The 17,288-nt window shown below is 70.7% G+C and carries 14 protein-coding genes; 3 read left to right on the forward strand and 11 right to left on the reverse strand.

Annotated elements, in window-relative coordinates; all coding sequences use genetic code 11:
- Window positions 1-392: 392 nt before the first annotated feature.
- The 4 genes from tyrS to FJV46_RS00020 are packed head-to-tail and all read right to left on the reverse strand — an operon-like array spanning window position 393 to window position 5,288.
- Window positions 393-1,715: a tyrosine--tRNA ligase gene (gene tyrS / locus FJV46_RS00005; RefSeq protein WP_087025348.1), complete on the reverse strand. Its 1,323-nt coding sequence runs from the start codon at window positions 1,713-1,715 to the stop codon at window positions 393-395.
- Window positions 1,716-1,727: 12 nt separating this feature from the next.
- Complete coding sequence (locus FJV46_RS00010; protein WP_087025351.1) at window positions 1,728-3,980, reverse strand: HelD family protein; 2,253 nt, start codon at window positions 3,978-3,980, stop codon at window positions 1,728-1,730.
- Window positions 3,981-4,032: 52 nt separating this feature from the next.
- Window positions 4,033-4,647, reverse strand: coding sequence for an adenine phosphoribosyltransferase (locus tag FJV46_RS00015; RefSeq protein WP_087025354.1), 615 nt, complete (start codon window positions 4,645-4,647; stop codon window positions 4,033-4,035).
- Window positions 4,644-5,288, reverse strand: a complete 645-nt coding sequence (locus FJV46_RS00020; RefSeq protein WP_087025357.1) for a DNA-3-methyladenine glycosylase — start codon at window positions 5,286-5,288, stop codon at window positions 4,644-4,646. The genes FJV46_RS00015 and FJV46_RS00020 overlap by 4 nt, the downstream gene beginning before the upstream one ends.
- A 93-nt stretch (window positions 5,289-5,381) precedes the next feature.
- On the opposite strand from FJV46_RS00020, the gene FJV46_RS00025 reads away from it, so the two are divergent.
- Together FJV46_RS00025 and FJV46_RS00030 are read left to right on the forward strand one after the other, a co-directional pair.
- Window positions 5,382-6,977, forward strand: coding sequence for an Ada metal-binding domain-containing protein (locus FJV46_RS00025; RefSeq protein ID WP_087025359.1), 1,596 nt, complete (start codon window positions 5,382-5,384; stop codon window positions 6,975-6,977).
- 24 nt (window positions 6,978-7,001) lie between these two features.
- Window positions 7,002-7,556, forward strand: coding sequence for a methylated-DNA--[protein]-cysteine S-methyltransferase (locus FJV46_RS00030; protein WP_087025362.1), 555 nt, complete (start codon window positions 7,002-7,004; stop codon window positions 7,554-7,556).
- A gap of 86 nt (window positions 7,557-7,642) precedes the next feature.
- Here the strand turns inward: FJV46_RS00030 and FJV46_RS00035 are convergent, their stop codons facing one another.
- The gene (locus FJV46_RS00035) at window positions 7,643-9,562 is read right to left on the reverse strand and encodes an ABC transporter ATP-binding protein (RefSeq protein ID WP_087025365.1); all 1,920 of its coding nucleotides are present in this window, start codon (window positions 9,560-9,562) and stop codon (window positions 7,643-7,645) included.
- A 221-nt stretch (window positions 9,563-9,783) separates the two neighbouring features.
- Here FJV46_RS00035 and FJV46_RS00040 point away from each other — a divergent pair, with 221 nt between their 5' ends.
- A complete protein-coding gene (locus FJV46_RS00040; protein WP_269461566.1) occupies window positions 9,784-10,683 on the forward strand; it encodes an SDR family oxidoreductase in 900 nt (299 codons plus the stop codon).
- Between the two features lie 51 nt (window positions 10,684-10,734).
- On the opposite strand, the gene argH is transcribed toward FJV46_RS00040, so the two are convergent.
- From argH to argB, 6 genes are all read right to left on the reverse strand, one after another.
- Window positions 10,735-12,183: an argininosuccinate lyase gene (gene argH / locus FJV46_RS00045; RefSeq protein WP_087030444.1), complete on the reverse strand. Its 1,449-nt coding sequence runs from the start codon at window positions 12,181-12,183 to the stop codon at window positions 10,735-10,737.
- Window positions 12,183-13,385 carry an argininosuccinate synthase gene (locus tag FJV46_RS00050; RefSeq protein WP_087030447.1) on the reverse strand — a complete coding sequence of 401 codons (1,203 nt, stop codon included), beginning with the start codon at window positions 13,383-13,385 and terminating at the stop codon, window positions 12,183-12,185. The genes argH and FJV46_RS00050 overlap by 1 nt, the downstream gene beginning before the upstream one ends.
- A gap of 107 nt (window positions 13,386-13,492) precedes the next feature.
- Window positions 13,493-14,032 (reverse strand): arginine repressor, encoded by a 540-nt coding sequence (locus tag FJV46_RS00055; RefSeq protein WP_087030450.1) that lies wholly within the window; start codon window positions 14,030-14,032, stop codon window positions 13,493-13,495.
- Window positions 14,029-14,976 (reverse strand): ornithine carbamoyltransferase, encoded by a 948-nt coding sequence (argF, locus tag FJV46_RS00060; protein WP_087030453.1) that lies wholly within the window; start codon window positions 14,974-14,976, stop codon window positions 14,029-14,031. The genes FJV46_RS00055 and argF overlap by 4 nt, the downstream gene beginning before the upstream one ends.
- Window positions 14,973-16,307: an acetylornithine transaminase gene (locus FJV46_RS00065; RefSeq protein ID WP_087030455.1), complete on the reverse strand. Its 1,335-nt coding sequence runs from the start codon at window positions 16,305-16,307 to the stop codon at window positions 14,973-14,975. The genes argF and FJV46_RS00065 overlap by 4 nt, the downstream gene beginning before the upstream one ends.
- Entirely contained in the window at window positions 16,304-17,212 is a 909-nt protein-coding gene (gene argB / locus FJV46_RS00070) for an acetylglutamate kinase (protein ID WP_232008665.1), read from the reverse strand. Before argB ends, FJV46_RS00065 begins: the two co-directional genes overlap by 4 nt.
- Window positions 17,213-17,288: the final 76 nt, after the last annotated feature.

A 17,288-nucleotide genomic window follows, 5' to 3' on the forward strand; every position in this document is an offset into this window, starting at 1 on the left:
ACTTGGCACACTATTGAGTTCTCAAACAACAGGAGCTACCGGCACCAAACACAACCAAACCGCTGTATTCTCGCTCCGAAGCAACTTTTCAAGCTTACCCACACCAACCCCGAATCTCCAAATCCGCTTCCGTTAGCATTTCCTGTCCTAGAACAGTTCCTGCAACCGATCGATGGATTCCGATTATCGGCGCGAAGCAACATCCTCATCCGATTCCGTGCGCTGCACACACCGGATGATCTGTACTTCTCGGGGGGTTTGTCGCCCTCACCGGGGCAACTCCATAACTATAGGACCATCCTGCCCGCGGCCGCAAATCGACGCCGGCCTCCCCCGATACGACAAGGGCCGGCGCCCCCCGGGAGGAGGTGCCGGCCCTGTCGATCCCGTGGTCAGCCGACGTCGATCATGGCGAGATTGCGCTTGCCGCGGCGGATCAGCAGGTACCGCCCGTGCAGCAGATCCTTTTCGCCCGCCGCCTGCTCGGCATCCGTGATCTTCACGTTGTTGATGTACGCCCCGCCCTCGGCCACGGTTCGCCGGGCCGCCGAGTTGCTCGCCGAGAGGCCGGTGGCCACCAGCAGGTCGACGATCCCGAGGCGGTCGGGGCCCAGGGCAACCGAGTCGAGCTCCGCCGTCGCGGCCTGCAGGGTACCGAGATCCAGCGACGTGAGATCGCCCTGCCCGAACAGGGCCGCGGAGGCCGCGATCACCTTCTCCGTCGCATCGGTGCCGTGCACGAGCGAGGTCACGTCGTAGGCCAGTGCGCGCTGGGCCTCCCGTGCGTGCGGACGTTCCGCCGTCGCCCGTTCCAGCGCCTCGATCTCCGACCGCGAACGGAAGGTGAAGATCTTCAGCCGCTCCACCACGTCGGCATCGGAGGTGTTGAGCCAGAACTGGAACATGGCGTACGGACTCGTCATCGAGGCGTCCAGCCAGACGGCGTTGCCCTCGCTCTTGCCGAACTTCGTGCCGTCGGAGTTCGTGATCAGCGGCGTGCCGATGGCGTGGACGCCCCTGCCCTCGACCTTGCGGACCAGCTCGGTTCCACTGGTGAGGTTGCCCCACTGGTCCGACCCTCCGGTCTGCAGCACGCAGTCGTAGTCGCGGTACAGCTGGAGGTAGTCCATTCCCTGCAGGATCTGGTAGCTGAACTCCGTGTAGCTGATGCCCTCGTCGGAGTTCAGCCGCTTCGCGACGGTCTCCTTCTTGATCATCGTGCCGACCCGGAAGTACTTGCCGACGTCGCGCAGGAAGTCGATGACGGACATGGGGCCCGTCCAGTCGAGGTTGTCGACCATCCGGGCTGCATTCACGCCGTCGAACGCGAGGAACTTCTGGACCTGCCCCTGGAGGTAGCCGACCCACTCGGCAACGGTCTCCTTGGTGTTCATCGTGCGCTCAGCCGTCGGGCGCGGGTCTCCCACGAGGCCCGTCGACCCGCCCACCAGGCCGAGCGGGCGGTGGCCCGCCAGCTGGAGGCGCCGCATGGTCAGCAGCTGGACCAGGTTTCCCAGGTGCAGGCTCGGTGCCGTCGGGTCGAAGCCGCAGTAGAACGTGATGGGCGCGCCTGACAGCAGGTCCCTCAGTTCACCCTCGTCGGTGGACACATAGATCAGTCCACGCCAGACGAGCTCGTCGTACACGCCGTCGAAGGACGGATCGTTGCGCTGGCCCGCGAGGCCACTGACCGGGGTATCTGTTTGCTGGGACACCCCACCAAATTATCAGCCGGCAATACCAGCGGGAATTCGGCCGGACGAGATGACGCGCAGCCGCTGGGTGGGCCGCGTCATCGCGACGTAGAGATCACCGACCCGGGCCGTCGCGGAGTCGAGCATCTCCTGCGGTTCGAGGATGATCACGCCGTCGAACTCCAGGCCCTTCGATTCCCGCGGGCTGATGACCACGATGTCCTGGCCCGGTCCTCCCGCGCCCGTTCCGACGCGCTCCCGGTAGTCCGGAGCGAGGGCGGCGCGCGTGGCGGCGAGCAGGTGGTCAGGAGCGACCACCGCCAGGAGTCCGCCGTCGATCGCGGCGAGCTCCTCCGGCATGACGCGCACCAGCGCGGGAACGGGGTCCTGCCCGGAGTCGAGGATGGGCGAGAACCGGCCTTCCCGCACCGCCTTCGGCGCGGAGACCACGAGACCCGCAGCATTCGCCATGCGGACGGCGGCCTCGGCGATCTGGGACGGCGTCCGGTAGTTGACGGTCAGTTCCTCGAGCTGCCACCGCTCGCCCACGAAGGGCTCGAGGGCCTGCTGCCAGGATCGGGAACCGGCGGCGGAACTCGTCTGGGCGATGTCGCCGACGATCGTGAACGACTTCAGGGGGCATCGGCGCATGAGCAGTCGCCACTGCATCGGGGACAGTTCCTGCGCTTCGTCGACGACGATGTGCCCGTAGGCCCAGGTGCGGTCCCCGGAGGCGCGGTCCGCCGCCGAGAGACGCGACGCCGACACGGCATTGTGCTGGGCGAGGTCCTCCGCCGTCAGCACGCCGTCGACACCCGAATCCTCGAGCGAGGCGTTGACGTTCTCGAGGGCACGCTCCGCATTGGCGAGGTCTCGCTTCTGCTCCTGCTCCCGCGCGGCGGTGTCACGGCCGGCCGAGGCGTCGAGGTCCCCGAGCAGCTCGGCCGCTTCATCGAGCAGCGGGACATCCGCCTCCGTCCATGGTGCGTCGACGGCCCGCACCAGCGCGGCCTGCTCGGCATCACTGAGCATGGGCGCCGCGGCACGCAGGAGCTCGGGCCGGGCGAAGAGCTCGGCGACGAGCTTCTGCGGGGTGAGCGGCATCCAGGCGAGGTTCAGTGCGATCCGCACGTCCCGCGAACTCCGGACGTCCTCCGCGAGATAGGAACGGTCGGCGTTGTTGCCTCCGCCCGAGGACTCCTCGAGCTTGTCGAGGAGCTGCTCCGTGAGTTCCCGCAGCAGGATCTTGACGAAGGTCACGCGGGCCTCGTTGTGCGGTTTGCCGGTGGCCCTCGCCCGTTCGCGCGCGCGCGCCACCTGGCGCGGCGTGAGGGTCAGCATGGTTCCCTCGACGTTCAGCCGCTTGTTCTCCGCGGGTACGCGTTCGCGGTTGGCCACGGCGTTCCGGATGACCTCCACCATCGCGAGGCGGCCCTTGATGGCTGCTACCTCCTCGCTCGACTCCTGCACCGTCGCCACACCGGGCATGAGGGTACCGATCCCGGCCATGACGACGCCGGTCTCGCCGAGGGAGGGGAGCACGCGCTCGATGTACTTCATGAAGGCGTCCGTGGGACCGACCAGCAGGACCCCTGCCGACTTGAGCCGCTCCCGATGTGTGTAGAGCAGGTAGGCCGCGCGGTGCAGGGCGACGGCGGTCTTGCCCGTACCCGGACCGCCCTGGACCACGGTGACTCCCGGCAGGGGCGCGCGGATGATGCGATCCTGCTCCGCCTGGATGGTGCCGACGATGTCCGACATCTGGCCCGTGCGCCGTGAGTTCAGGGCGGCGAGCAGCGCGCCTTCGCCCTGGAGCGACTCGTCGTCGCCGAGGAGCTCGGCGTCCAGGACGTCGTCCTCGATCGCGACGACGTCGCGCCGCGACAGGATGAGGTGCCGACGACGTCGGACACCCATGCGCTCGAAGGCCGTGGCCTGGTAGAAGGTGCCTGCCTCCGGTGCCCGCCAGTCGACCATGAGCTGCCGGAGGTCCTCGTCGGAGAGGCCGATGCGGCCGATGTACCGGTTGTCGCCGCTGTCCAGGTCGAGGCGGCCGAACACGAGGCGGTCGTCGACGGCGTTCAGCTGGGCGAGGCGATCCTCGTACATGGTGGCGAAGGCGTCGCGTTCCGAGCGGTTCTGGTGCGAGCCGGCGGCCTGGGTGCGGCGCACCTCGGCGAGCTGCTGCGCCTTCTCCGACCGGAGGTCATCGAGGCGCCGGTACAGGCCGTCGACGTAGTCGCGCTCGTGCTCCAGCTCGGCTTTCGCCTGGGATGTCTCCTGCATCGGCAACTTCCTTTTCTCACACGGCGGACCGTCAAGTCTAGCGCGGTCGCAGCTACACGATGTCCAGGGCTCGCACCGTGCGGCCCGCGAGGAGCTGCCGTCCCCCGAGTGCTCCGAGCTCGAGCACCACGGCGCAGCCCACGACCGTCGCTTCCGCCCTTTCGAGCAACGCACACGCCGCGGCCAGTGTTCCGCCGGTGGCGAGGACGTCGTCGAGGACGAGGACGCGGGTCCCGGCGGGGAGGTCCGACTGGTGGATCTCGAGCGCCGCCTGCCCGTATTCGAGGTCGTAGGACTCCCGGTGGACGGCCCGCGGCAGCTTGCCCGCCTTGCGGACGGTGACGACGCCGGTGCCCGTGGCGTAGGCGACGGCGGCGGCCAGCAGGAATCCTCGGGCCTCCACTCCGGCCACGGCATCGAAGGTTCCGGCGAAAGGCTCGGCGAGCGCGTCCACCACGGCGCGGAAGGCGACCGCGTCGGAGAAGACGGGAGTGAGATCGCGGAACAGGATGCCCGGGGAGGGGAAGTCGGGAACGACGGCGGTCAGGCGGTCGAGAGCGCTCCTGGCCGTGTCGGTGAGTGCCGTCGTGGCGGACGGCGGTCCTGAGGATCCTGCGCCAGATCCTGCCGGGGAGGTGGTGCCGGAGTCCGGTCCGCTGTTCTTCACGGATCCACCTTACGGGCTGTGCGCGGCTTGCCCGGCCGGTAGCGCGATACCGTCGGTTCGCCGGGTGACCAGAACCGCCAGGGGTACTCCCCGGTGCCGGCGATGCCGCTCACGCCCACGCGGGGTCCGCTGGCGACGGATGCCGCAGGCAGTCGGGGCAGGACCAGCTGGAAGGGATCGGCGAGCGCGTCGGCGCCGTCGTACCGCCGGTCGAGTCCCAGCGCCTGGGCGAGCCTGGCGGGTCCGCGGGCCAGATCCAGGTCCGACGCGGGCCGGGAGCGTCGTTCGCGTGCACGGTCGATGCCGTCGACGATCTCCCCGGCGCGGACCAGGAGGCCCGTGGCCCAGCCCTCGGTGCCGCAGACGATGTTGGCGCAGTAGTGCATGCCGTACGTGAAGTAGACGTAGAGGTGGCCTGCGGGTCCGAACATCGTCGCATTGCGCGGTGTCCTGCCGCGATAGGCGTGCGAGCCGGGATCGACGTCGCCCAGATACGCCTCCACCTCGGTGATGCGGACCGTCACGGGACCGTCGTCGGACCGGTGGGTCAGGTGTGCTCCGAGGAGCCAGGGGGCGACGTCGAGAGCGCTCCCGGCCAGCAGTGCGCGCACCTCCGCGCCGGTCCTGTTCTGCTCGATCACGCATCGACCGTAGCAAACCGCTGATCCTGCCCCGCCGCCGTCGTGTCCGAATCCCGCCAGTGCGCACTCCTGCCGGATGGCAGGATGGCCGGTATGGACTTCTGGCAGCAGTACCGGGCGATCGACGCCCGTGATGTGCGGTTCGACGGCCAGTTCGTGACGGGCGTCTCGAGCACGGGAATCTACTGCCGCCCCTCCTGCCCGGCGCGGACACCCAAGCCGGCCAATGTGACCTTCTTCCGGACCTCGGCGGCGGCCCACGATGCCGGCTACCGCGCCTGCAAGCGGTGCCTGCCCGAGGCCGTACCCGGTGACCCCGGGTGGAACCTCCGCAACGACGTCGCCGGGAGGGCCATGCGCCTCATCGCCGACGGCGAGGTGGAGCGCACCGGGGTGCCGGGGCTCGCGGCGAAGCTCGGGTACTCCGCCCGCCACCTGAACCGGATCCTGAAGGACGAGCTCGGTGCCGCTGCCCTCGCCCTGGCCCGGGCGCACCGCGCACAGACGGCGAGGACCCTGCTCACAGCGTCGCCGCTTCGCCTGGCGGACATCGCGTTCGCAGCAGGCTTCGGCAGCATCCGCCAGTTCAACGACACCGTCCAGCAGGTCTTCGACCTGACGCCGGGACAGCTCCGGGATGCCGCGCGGCGCACGCCCGCCTCCCCCGCGTCCGGCAGGACGGACGGCAGGCCTGTCCCCGTGCAGCTGACGCTGCCGGTCCGCCTGCCCTACGACAACGGCATCTTCCGGTTCCTGGCCGAGCGGGCGGTGGACGGTGTGGAGCGGGCGACCGGCTCGTCCTACGAGCGGCTGCTCCTGCTCCCGGGCGGCCCGGCCTGGTTCAGGGCGCACAGCGTCGAACCACGCGCGGGCGGGAGGGCCGTCCTGCCCGTGACCGTCTCTGTCACCGCCCTCGGAGACCTGCCGGCCCTGCTCTCACGGATCCGGCGCCTCTTCGACCTCGACGCGGACCCCACGGCCGCGGACACGGCGCTCGGCCGTCATCCCGTCTTCGCGGAGCTGGCCGCGGCCGTGCCGGGCCTTCGCCTCCCCGGTTCGCCCGATCCGCACGAGATCCTCGTCCGGGCTGTGGTCGGGCAGGAGGTCGACCTGGCCGCGGCGACGCGGACCCTCGGCCGGCTGGCCGCGTCGGGACCGCGCCTCGACGTCCCCGGAACGGACCTGACGAGGGTCTTCCCGCCGGCGCAGGAGCTCGGCCGGCTCCCCGACCCGCTGCTGCGGGGGCTGCGGCGCCGCAACGACGCCCTGCGGGCCGTGGCGGAGCAGCTCGCGGACGGACGGCTGTGCTTCGACCTCGGCTCCGCAGCGGACACTCTCCGGGCGGACCTCCTCGCGCTCGACGGGGTAGGGGCCTGGACGGCCGACTACGTGACCATGCGCGTCCTCGGCGCTCCCGACATCCAGCTGCCCTCCGATGCTGCCGTCCGGAACGGGTGGCAGCGACAGCGCGAAAAGCCGACGACGGCCTCGCCTCGACGGCGGGATGCGCCGGAAGACGGCCTCGCCGCGGCGATGGATGCTGTCCGGCCGTGGCGGTCCTACGCGACACTGCACCTGTGGCGCGTCGCCGCCGGTCCGGCGTCTGGCCCCCTATCCGGACCGGCAGCCGCGCTCTCCCCGGGCGCTCATCCCGGCTCCCGCCCTGCACCAGACCCCGTACCCTGCTGATACCCACCGAACGGACCCGCAACCATGGACCTCGCCCTCCCGACGCCCGGCACTCCCCCGCCTCCGGCCGGTGCCGCCACGACGACGATCGACACCCCCGACGGCGCCTTCACCATCATCGAGGCGGAGGGCGCGGTGCTCTCCTCGGGGTGGACGGATGCCCCGGAGGATCTGACCGGGCAGATCCATCCCAGCATCCGGGCGAGGGCCTTCGACCCGGCGGCTTCCGCACTGGATCCGATCCTCGATGCCGTGCAGCGCTACTACGACGGCGACTTCGCGGCCATCCGGTCGGTGCGGGTGGACCAGGCGTCCGGTCCGTTCCGGGTCCACGCGTGGGACGTCCTGCGGATGGTCGAGCCGGGCGAACCGGTCACCTACCTGCAGTACGCCGAACGGGCCGGCAAGGCCTCCGCGGTCCGCGCAGCAGCCGGCGCATGTGCGAAGAACGCCGCCGCCCTCTTCGTCCCGTGCCACCGCATCATCCGCACCGACGGCACTCTCGGCGGCTTCCGGTGGGGCGTGGAGGTCAAGCAGCGGCTGCTCGACCGCGAGGCAGGACGCGCCGTACCGGCCTGAGCGGCGGCACCCGGGTCCGCGCCGTCGTCAGCTGCCGGCCGCGGTAGTGCCCGACGCCGGGACGCTCCTCGGTCGGCAGGCTGACCTCAGGCATGCGTGACGAGGCGCTGGCGCGCCGCCATGTCCCGGTACAGCTCGCTCGTGCCGAGGAGTTCGTCGTGCGTCCCGATCGCGGACACCCGCCCCTGGTCCAGGACCACGATCTGGTCGAAGTCTGCGACGGTGGACAGGCGATGGGCGACGACCACCACCGTGCGATCGCGTGACGCCTCCCCCAGGGTCTGCTGCAGCAGCTGTTCCGTGCGTGAATCGACGGCGGACGTCGGTTCGTCCATCAGCAGGACAGGCCGGTCGGCGAGGATCACGCGCGCCCAGGCAAGGCGCTGCCGCTGCCCCCCGGACAGCCGGATGCCGTCCTCCCCTAGATTGAGCTCGAGGCCGTCGTCAGACCGGTCACCCAGCGCATCGAGCCCGACGGCCGCCAGCACCCGCCGGAGCTGGTCATCGCCCGCGCCGGGTGCAGCGAGACGCAGATTGTCCGCCAGGGTCCCGCTGAGCACCGGAGCCTCCTGCTCCACGAGGCCGATCCGCTCACGGAGATCCGACCGGGCGATCTGCGGGAGCGGGACACCGCCGAGGCTGATCCCTCCGCCGGTCGGCTCGTAGAAGCGCTCGAGCAGTGCGAGCACGGTGGACTTCCCGGCCCCCGAGGGCCCCACGAGTGCCGTGCGGCTCCCGGCAGGCACCGTGAAGCTGACGCCGTCGAGGACCAGCGGGCCGCCGTCGTCCGAGGGATCGACCCGTGCCGCGTCAGCGTTCGCCGCGGCCGCGCCCGACGTCCCGCGGCCACTGTCCGCGGAGCTGCCCTCAGCGGCCGCGGCCGTCGCGTCGTCCTCGGCCGAGGCGTACCGGAAACTGACGTCGCGCACGTCGATGGCGCTACCGGACCTCGGGTCGGGGAGGCCGCTAGCCGTGTCGGTGATCCGGGGCGCGTGCTCCGCGACGGCGTCCGGTGACCCGGTGAGGTGCCGCTCATCGATGCGTTCCGGCGCGAGCCGTGCGATCTCCTGGATGCGATCGAGCGCCGCGAGTCCCGACTGGATCTGCACGAAAGCGCCCATCGCGGAGCCGATCGGCATCACGAGGAGGAACAGGTAGAGGATGAAGGCGATGAGGTCCCCGAGCTGCAGCTCGCCCGCCGCGACCCTGATACCGCCGACGGCCAGCACGACGATGAAGGCGCCCTGGATGCAGATGGACATGATCGGCTGGACCGCCGCCTGGAGGCGCGCCATGGCGATGCCCGCACGGAAGGCCTTGGTGGCCTCGACGTCGATGACCGCTGCCTCGCGCTCCTCGGCGACGGATGCCTTGATGGTCCGGATGCCGGACAGCCCGCGCTCCACGGCGGCGGTCATGGAGCCGACGGCGTCCTGCACGTCGCGGCTGCGCGTCCGGATAAGACGTCCGAGGAACAGGACGCCGCCCGCCCCCAGCACCACCGCGGTGAGCGTGATGCCGAAGAGCAGTGGGTCGATGATTACCATGAGGACCACGGCGGCGCAGAACATGAGGATCGAGGAGACGATCTCGAACAGGCCCGAGGTGATGACGCTCCGCATGAGCGTGGTGTCGGAGCCCACCCGGGACATGAGGTCACCGACGCGGCGCCGGTCGAACTCGCGGATCGGCAGGGCCAGCAGCTGCCCCACGAGCGAACGCCGGACTCCGAGGACCACGGACTCCGCCGTCCTCTGCAGCAGGTAGGACTGAGCGGCTCCGAAGACCGCACCGCCGAGTGTGATGGCGACGAGGAACCAGACGAACACCGTGGCCGGCTCGCTCGCCGAGACGGCGTTGACCAGCTGCTGCACCATCAGCGGCTGGGCGATCGACAGGCCCGTCGAGACCAGGGAGACGACGGCGACCAGGACGAGGACGCGGACGTGTCCCCGCAGGTAGGGGAAGAACTCCCGGAGGGTGGCGCGCTGGGTGGTGGTCTTCATAGCCACACAGTGCGCCGGGGCGTCCCGCGAGTCAAAGCACTTCGCGACGGGCGTAGCAGTGCCCTCGCTGCCGCACGCCGACCGGTTCCGCAAGGCTGCAGGCTCGCGAAGAAAGATCCCATCGGCTCCGGGCCCCTGCCTAGCGTGGACACCGCGGCGAAGGAACGGACAGCCACGTCCGGTACCGCGCAGGACCCACCAGCCCCCGAAGGAGTATCCGCGTGAGTGACCAGTACACGATGCAGGATCCGACCACCCAGTACCCGAAGCCGGACGACAGCTTCCGCCAGTCCCAGGACGGCCCGGGACTCGAGCAGGACATGCACCCCAGACCGGACGCCGGGGAGACCAGCTACCGGGGATCCGAGCGCCTCGTGGGACGGAAGGCCGTGGTGACCGGCGCCGACAGCGGGATCGGCCGGGCCACCGCCATCGCGTTCGCCCGCGAGGGCGCCGATGTGGTGCTGTCCTACCTGCCCGAGGAGGAGGCGGACGCCCAGGAAGTGGTGGAACTCATCGAGAAGGCCGGGAGGAAGGCAGTTCCTCTCCCGGGCGATGTGACGGACGAGGGCTACTGCACGCGTCTCATCGACACGGCGGTCTCGGAGCTCGGCGGGATCGACATCCTGGCGAACATCGCCGGCAAGCAGCAGTTCGTGGAGGACATCGCGGACCTCACCACGGATCAGTTCGACACGACCTACAAGACCAACGTCTACTCCATGTTCTGGCTCTGCAAGGCTGCCCTGGCCCACATGCCACCGGGCTCCACGATCATCAACACGGCGTCGGTCGAGGCGTATCAGCCCCAACCGATCCTGCTGGACTACGCCTCCACGAAGTGGGCGATCAACGGCTTCAGCAAGGCGCTGGCCCAGCAGGTGGCACCCCGGGGCATCCGCGTGAACGTGGTGGCCCCGGGGCCGGTGTGGACTCCGCTGCAGGTGGCCGGCGGTCAGCCGACCGAAGCCCTCGACCAGTTCGGCGCGGCCCAGTCACCGATCGGCCGGCCGGGCCAGCCCGCCGAGATGGCGCCCGCGTACGTGTTCCTCGCCTCACCGGAATCGAGCTACATCAGCGGCGACACCATCACCGCGAGCGGCGGCATGCCCACTCCGTAGGTGTAACCGTCCCGGCGTGCGCCCCTGACGGGCGCACGCCGGAGCTGCAGGTCACCCTGCGACGTACAGCTCGACGTCGTCGAGCTCCGCGCGGAGTGCGGCGAGCTGACGCCTGACCGCCGCCGGGGCGGTGCCGCCCTGGGAATCGCGGCTGGCGAGGGAGCCGCTCACCGTCAGGACCTCCCGGACCGAAGGCGTCAGGTGGCCGGAGATCCCTGCGAACTCCTCGTCCGTCAGGTCCCACAGCTCCACACCTCGCTGCTCGGCGACACGCACCGCGGCACCGGAGAGCTCATGGGCCTCCCGGAACGGCACGCCCTGGCGGACGAGCCACTCCGCGATGTCGGTCGCGAGGGCGAACCCGAGCGGCGCGAGCGCGGCCATCCGCTCCGTGTTGAACACCAGCGTGGCGATCATCCCGGAGACCGCGGGGAGGAGCACCTCGAGGGTGTCGATCGCGTCGAACACCGGCTCCTTGTCCTCCTGGAGGTCCCGGTTGTACGCCAGCGGCAGTCCCTTAAGCGTGGCCAGCAACCCGGTCAGGTCACCGATCAGGCGCCCGGCCTTGCCGCGCGCCAGCTCCGCGACGTCCGGGTTCTTCTTCTGCGGCATGATCGACGATCCGGTGGAGAAGGCGTCGTCGAGCGTCACGAAGGAGAACTCCTTGGTGGCCCAGAGGATGATCTCCTCACTCACGCGGGAGAGGTCCACGCCGATCATCGCCGCCACCCACGCGAACTCGGCGTAGACGTCGCGCGCCGCCGTCCCGTCGATCGAGTTGTGCGTGGCGGAGAAGAAACCGAGATCAGCGGCGACCGCCTCGGGGTCGAGGCCGAGGGACGAGCCCGCGAGGGCCCCGGAGCCGTAGGGCGACACGCCGGCCCGCCGGTCCCAGTCGGAGAGCCGCTGCACGTCCCGCAGCAGCGCCCAGGCGTGGGCCAGCAGGTGGTGGCTCAGCAGCACGGGCTGTGCATGCTGCAGGTGGGTGCGTCCGGGCATGGGCGCCTCGAGGTTCGCCTCCGCCTGGTCGACGAGGGCCGCGATGGTCGCGAGGACGCCGCGCGCGATGATCCGGGCATGGTCGCGCAGGTACATCCGGCCGAGCGTCGCCACCTGGTCGTTGCGCGAGCGCCCTGCGCGGAGCTTGCCGCCGAGGGCCGGCCCGGCCCGTTCGATCAGCCCGCGTTCGAGCGACCCGTGGACGTCCTCGTCGCTCTCCGCCGGGACATAGGCGCCCGAGCGCACGTCGGCGTCCAGCCGGTCCAGGGCGTCGAGCATCCCGGCGAGCTCCGCGTCGTCGAGCAGGCCCGCCCTGTGCAGCACGCGGGCATGGGCGCGGGAACCCTCGACGTCGTACGTCGCGAGGCGCCAGTCGAAGTGCGTCGACTTGCTGAGGGCCGCCAGGGCGTCCGCGGGCCCGCCGGCGAACCGGCCGCCCCACAGCGAGCCCTCGTTCGTCCCCGGGCGCCCCGGGTGACCGCCGTCGTGCGCTGGAACCATCAGGCGCCCGCCTGCTGGTCCCGGCGCGACGCCACCTTGGACGACATCCCGAAGAGCTCGATGAAGCCCCGGGCCATCGACTGGTCGAAGGTGTCGCCCGAATCGTAGGTGGCCAGGTTGAAGTCGTACAGGCCGACGTCCGAGCGGCGCCCCGTCACGGTGGCGCGGCCACCGTGCAGGTCCATGCGGATGTCACCGGTGACGTACTGCTGGGTGTCGTCGATGAACGCATTCAGCGAGCGCGTCAGCGGCGAGAACCACTGGCCGTCGTACACCAGCTCGGTCCAGCGCTGACCCACGGTCTTCTTGAAGCGGGCCTGCTCGCGCTCGATGGTGACGTTCTCCAGTTCGCGGTGGGCCGCGATCAGTGCCATGGCCCCGGGGGCCTCGTAGATCTCGCGGCTCTTGATGCCGACCAGGCGGTCCTCGACGATGTCGATGCGGCCCACGCCCTGGGCGCCTGCGCGGCGGTTGAGTTCCTCGATGGCCTGCAGCGGGGTGACGGTGTTGCCGTCGATCGCCACGGGGATGCCCTCCTTGAAGGAGATGACGACCTCGTCCGCCGCGGGCGGGAACTCGGGCGATTCGGTGTAGTCGTAGACGTCCTTCGTGGGGCCGTTCCAGATGTCCTCGAGGAAGCCGGTCTCGACGGCGCGGCCCCAGACGTTCTGGTCGATCGAGAAGGGGTTCTTCTTGGTGGTCTCGATGGGCAGGCCCTTCTCCTCGGCGAAGGCGATGGCCTTGTCGCGGGTGAGCGCGAGATCGCGCACGGGGGCGATGCACTTCAGGTCGGGGCCGAGGGTCTGGATGCCGACCTCGAAGCGCACCTGGTCGTTGCCCTTGCCGGTGCAGCCGTGGGACACCGTGGTGGCACCGAACTTCCGTGCGGCTGCCACGAGGTGCTTGACGATGACCGGACGGGACACCGCGGAGACCAGCGGATAGGCGTCCATGTACAGGGCGTTCGCCTTGAGGGCGGGCATGCAGTACTCGGTGGCGAACTCCTCGCGGGCGTCGGCCACGTAGGCCTCGACGGCGCCGCAGCCCAGGGCGCGCTGGCGGATGGTCTCGAGGGACTCGCCGCCCTGTCCGACGTCGACGGCCACGGCGATCACCTCGGCTCCGGTGGCTTCGGCGATCCAGCCGATGGCGACGGAGGTGTCGAGTCCGCCCGAGTAGGCGAGGACGATGCGTTCGGTCACGTGGATGTGCTCCTTCGGTTGTCCGGGCGGGCCCGGAGGTTCAGGGGTCGTGTGGGTGGTCTGTGCCGCTGGTGCCAGCGTAGCTGTGGGTGATCGGTGTGGCCGGGTCAGGCGGGCTCGGTGGAGCCCTGCGATTCCTGGGCGAGGGTGAGGAAACGCTCCGCGACGGCCGCGCCGCCGTCGGGCTCGCGGCTCACCAGCAGAACCGTGTCATCGCCTGCGATGGTTCCCAGGATGGACGGGAGGACGGAGTGGTCGATCGCGAGGGCCAGGAAGTTCGCGGCTCCCGGCGGCGTCCGCAGGATCACGATGTTCCCGCTCGACTCGGCGGTCACCAGGAGTTCGTTGCACAGCTTGGCGAGCCGCGCATCGAGGATCTCCTGGGAGACGCCGCTCTGGACGTGCCGCCCGCCACCTTCCACCGGCACGGCGTAGATGAGGGCGCCGTCGGCCCCGCGGACCCGGACCACACCGAGTTCCACCATGTCGCGCGAGAGCGTGCCCTGGTTCACCTGGACGCCGTCGGCCGCCAGGAGCGTGGCCAGCTCGGCCTGCGAGCGCACGGACTGCGCGGTCAGCAGGTCGGTGATGCGGGCGTGCCGGGCCGTCTTCGTGACGGGGCGGGCAGAATCGCGCTGGACGGTCACGCGGCGGCCGCCGATCGTGCCACCAGCCAGGTCATGAGGGCCTTCTGCGCGTGCAGCCGGTTCTCGGCCTCGTCCCACACCACCGACTGCGGCCCGTCGATGACGCCCGCCGCGATCTCGTAGCCGCGGTACGCGGGCAGGCAGTGGAGCACGACGGCGTCCGGTGCGGCCTGGGCCATCGCCGCCTCGTCGACGGCATAGGCGCGGAACAGGTCCTGGCGCGCGGCCTTCTCGTCCTCCTGGCCCATCGACACCCAGGTGTCGGTGGCGACGACGTCGGCCCCTGCGAGGGCGACCGTGGCGTCGGTGGTCACGAGGACGGAGCCCCCGGTCTCCCGGGCGCGCTCCTCCGCGGCCGAGACGACGGCCGGGGCGGGCAGGTACCCCTCCGGCCCGGCGACCCGCACGTGCATGCCGGCCGTGGCGCCCGCGAGGAGGTAGGAGTTGGCCATGTTGTTGGCGCTGTCACCCACATACGTCATGGTGAGTCCGGCGAGGCTGCCCTTGTGCTCACGGATGGTCAGCAGGTCCGCGAGGAGCTGGCACGGGTGGTAATCGTCCGAGAGGGCGTTGATGACGGGGACCCGGGAGGCCGCGGCCATCTCCTCGAGGCCCGCCTGCGCGTAGGTCCGCCAGACGATGGTCGCGACCATGCGTTCGAGGACCTTCGCCGTGTCGGTGATCGACTCCTTGTGCCCCAGCTGGGAGTCGCCCGCGCCGATGATCAGCGGCACGCCGCCGAGGTCCGCGATGCCCGTGGCGAAGGACACCCTGGTCCGCGTGGAGGTCTTGTCGAAGATGACGGCGACGGTCCTGCGCCCGGCGCCCTCCCCCGCAAAGGGCGCATGCGCGTAGGGATCGGCCTTCAGCTCGGCGGCGAGGTCCAGGACCTCGGCCTGCTCGGCCGGCGAGAGATCGGTGTCGACGAGGAAGTGGCGCGTCATGCTGGTGCCTCCTGGGATGTGCTGTCGGTCGGCGTCCGGACGGTGTCGAGGATGCCGGGGAGGGCGTCGAGGAAGGTCGCCGCCTGCTCCTGGGTGAGGATCAGCGGCGGGGCGAGGCGGATGGTCGCCGGGCCTGTCGCGTTGATGATGAAGCCGGCGTCGAGGGCTGCCTGCACGGCGGCCGGCGCGTGGTCGCCGTCGAGATCGAAGCCGATGAGCAGCCCGTCGCCCCGCACGGCCACGACCCCCTCGGTCACGGCGAGGCCGCGCCGCAGGAATGCCCCGACGTCCGAGGCGTTCCGCAGCGCGCCCGTCGTCTCCAGCGCGTGGAGCGTCGCGAGTCCGGCCGCCGTCGCCACGGGGTTGCCGCCGAAGGTGCTCCCGTGCTGGCCCGCACCGATGAGGGTGGAGACCTCCTCACCGAAGGTGACGAGCGCGCCGATCGGGAAGCCGCCGCCGAGGCCCTTGGCGAGTGTCATCGCGTCGGGGACGACGCCGTCCACCGCCTGGTGGGCGAACCAGCGGCCGGTGCGGCCGATTCCGGACTGCACCTCGTCGAGGATCAGCAGGGCGCCGTGCTGACGGGTGAGGTCGCGAGCGGCGCGGAGATACTCCGCGGACAGCGGGCGGACGCCCGCCTCCCCCTGGATCGGTTCGATGACCAGGGCTGCCACGCCGGCGTCCATGGCCGCTGTGAGGGCGTCGATGTCGTCGAAGGGGAGGTGTTCGACCCCGCCGGGCAGGGGCTCGAACGGTCGCCGGTACGCCTCCTTGGAGGTCAGCGCGAGGGCTCCCATGGTCCGGCCGTGGAAGGCGCCGTCCAGTGCGAGGATCCGCTGCCGCTCCGGCGTGCTGTTGCGGCGGGCGAGCTTCACGGCGGCTTCGAGCGCCTCCGCACCGGAGTTGGTGAAGAAGACGCGTGAGCCCTCGGGTGCGGCGGACAGGGCGAGGAGCTTCTCGGCGAGCGCCACCTGCGGAGGGCTCGTGAAGAAGTTGGAGATGTGGCCGAGCGTCGCCAGCTGGCTCGTGATGACCGAGGTGACGAACGGGTGGGCGTGGCCGAGCGCGTTCACGGCGATCCCTCCGAGGAGGTCGAGGTACTGCGCGCCGTCCGCATCCCAGACGTCGCACCCCGAGCCGCGCACCAGGACGCGCTGCGGTGTCCCGAACACGCCCAGCAGCGATCCGCTGTAGCGAGCGAGCCAGTCCGCAGCGGAGCTGCCACCCGTCAGGGCGCGTACGGTGTCGTCGGCCGACGTCGCGTCCGGGGTGGGGGGGCCGGCTGCTGAGTGCCGGCCGTGCGTCGTCGCCGGTGTGTTCGCATCGCTCATGCCTGTGCTCCTGCGCGTAGCGGGGTCGTTTGCGGGGTGGGGGTCGGCGTCTCGTCGGGGACCACCTGCGTGCCGATGCCGGCCGTGGTGAAGGTCTCCAGGAGCATCGAGTGCGCGAGCCGCCCGTCCACGATGTGCGCTCGTTCGACGCCACCCTCGACGGCCAGCAGGCAGGCCGTCATCTTGGGGATCATCCCGGACTGCAGGCCGGGCAGGAGCTCGCGGAGCTGCGTCGCGGACAGGGAGGAGATCAGCGAGTCGCGGTCGGGCCAGTCGGCGTAGAGACCCTCGACATCGGTGAGGATCACGAGCTTCGACGCGCCGAGCGCCGCGGCGAGCGCGGCCGCCGCCGAATCCGCGTTGACGTTGAGGACCTGCTGTGTCGCCTCCCCGTCGGCGTCGTACTCGGGGGCGACCGTCGAGATCACCGGGATGCGCCCGGCCTGCAAGATGTCGAGGATCGCGCCGGGGTGCACCGAGGTGACCTCCCCGACGAGGCCGAGGTCCACGGGCTCGCCGTCGACGACGGTGCCGGTGCGCACGGCACGGAGCAGCCCGCCGTCCTCCCCGGAGAGCCCGACGGCGTAGGGGCCGTGCGAGTTGATCAGGCCCACGAGCTCCCGGCCCACCTGGCCGGTGAGCACCATGCGGACCACGTCCATGGCTTCGGGCGTCGTCACGCGCAGGCCGCCCTTGAACTCGGACTCGATGCCCAGCTTCTGCAGCATGGCGTTGATCTGCGGGCCGCCGCCGTGCACGACCACGGGGCGGATGCCCACGTGGTGCAGGAACACGATGTCCTCGGCGAAGGCGCGCCGCATGTCGTCGTCCACCATGGCATTGCCGCCGTACTTGATCACCATGGTGGTCCCTGCAAACCGCTGGATCCAGGGCAGCGCCTCCATGAGGGTCGCGGCCTTGTCCTGCGCCCGCAGCGTCGAGGCGGAGGGCGCACCGGCGCCGGCCGTCGGCTTGGTCAGC

The organism is Arthrobacter agilis (assembly GCF_006494655.1).
GTDB lineage: Bacteria > Actinomycetota > Actinomycetes > Actinomycetales > Micrococcaceae > Arthrobacter_D > Arthrobacter_D agilis.

Bases quoted from the DNA above. Each gene is read 5' to 3' on its own strand.
- argH (WP_087030444.1), bottom strand. From the start codon at position 12,183: ATGGTTCCAGCGCACGACGGCGGTCACCCGGGGCGCCCGGGGACGAAC.
- argF (WP_087030453.1), bottom strand. From the start codon at position 14,976: ATGACGCGCCACTTCCTCGTCGACACCGATCTCTCGCCGGCCGAGCAG.
- FJV46_RS00025 (WP_087025359.1), top strand. From the start codon at position 5,382: ATGGACTTCTGGCAGCAGTACCGGGCGATCGACGCCCGTGATGTGCGG.
- argB (WP_232008665.1), bottom strand. From the start codon at position 17,212: ATGGAGGCGCTGCCCTGGATCCAGCGGTTTGCAGGGACCACCATGGTG.
- FJV46_RS00065 (WP_087030455.1), bottom strand. From the start codon at position 16,307: ATGAGCGATGCGAACACACCGGCGACGACGCACGGCCGGCACTCAGCA.
- FJV46_RS00035 (WP_087025365.1), bottom strand. From the start codon at position 9,562: ATGAAGACCACCACCCAGCGCGCCACCCTCCGGGAGTTCTTCCCCTAC.
- FJV46_RS00010 (WP_087025351.1), bottom strand. From the start codon at position 3,980: ATGCAGGAGACATCCCAGGCGAAAGCCGAGCTGGAGCACGAGCGCGAC.
- FJV46_RS00030 (WP_087025362.1), top strand. From the start codon at position 7,002: ATGGACCTCGCCCTCCCGACGCCCGGCACTCCCCCGCCTCCGGCCGGT.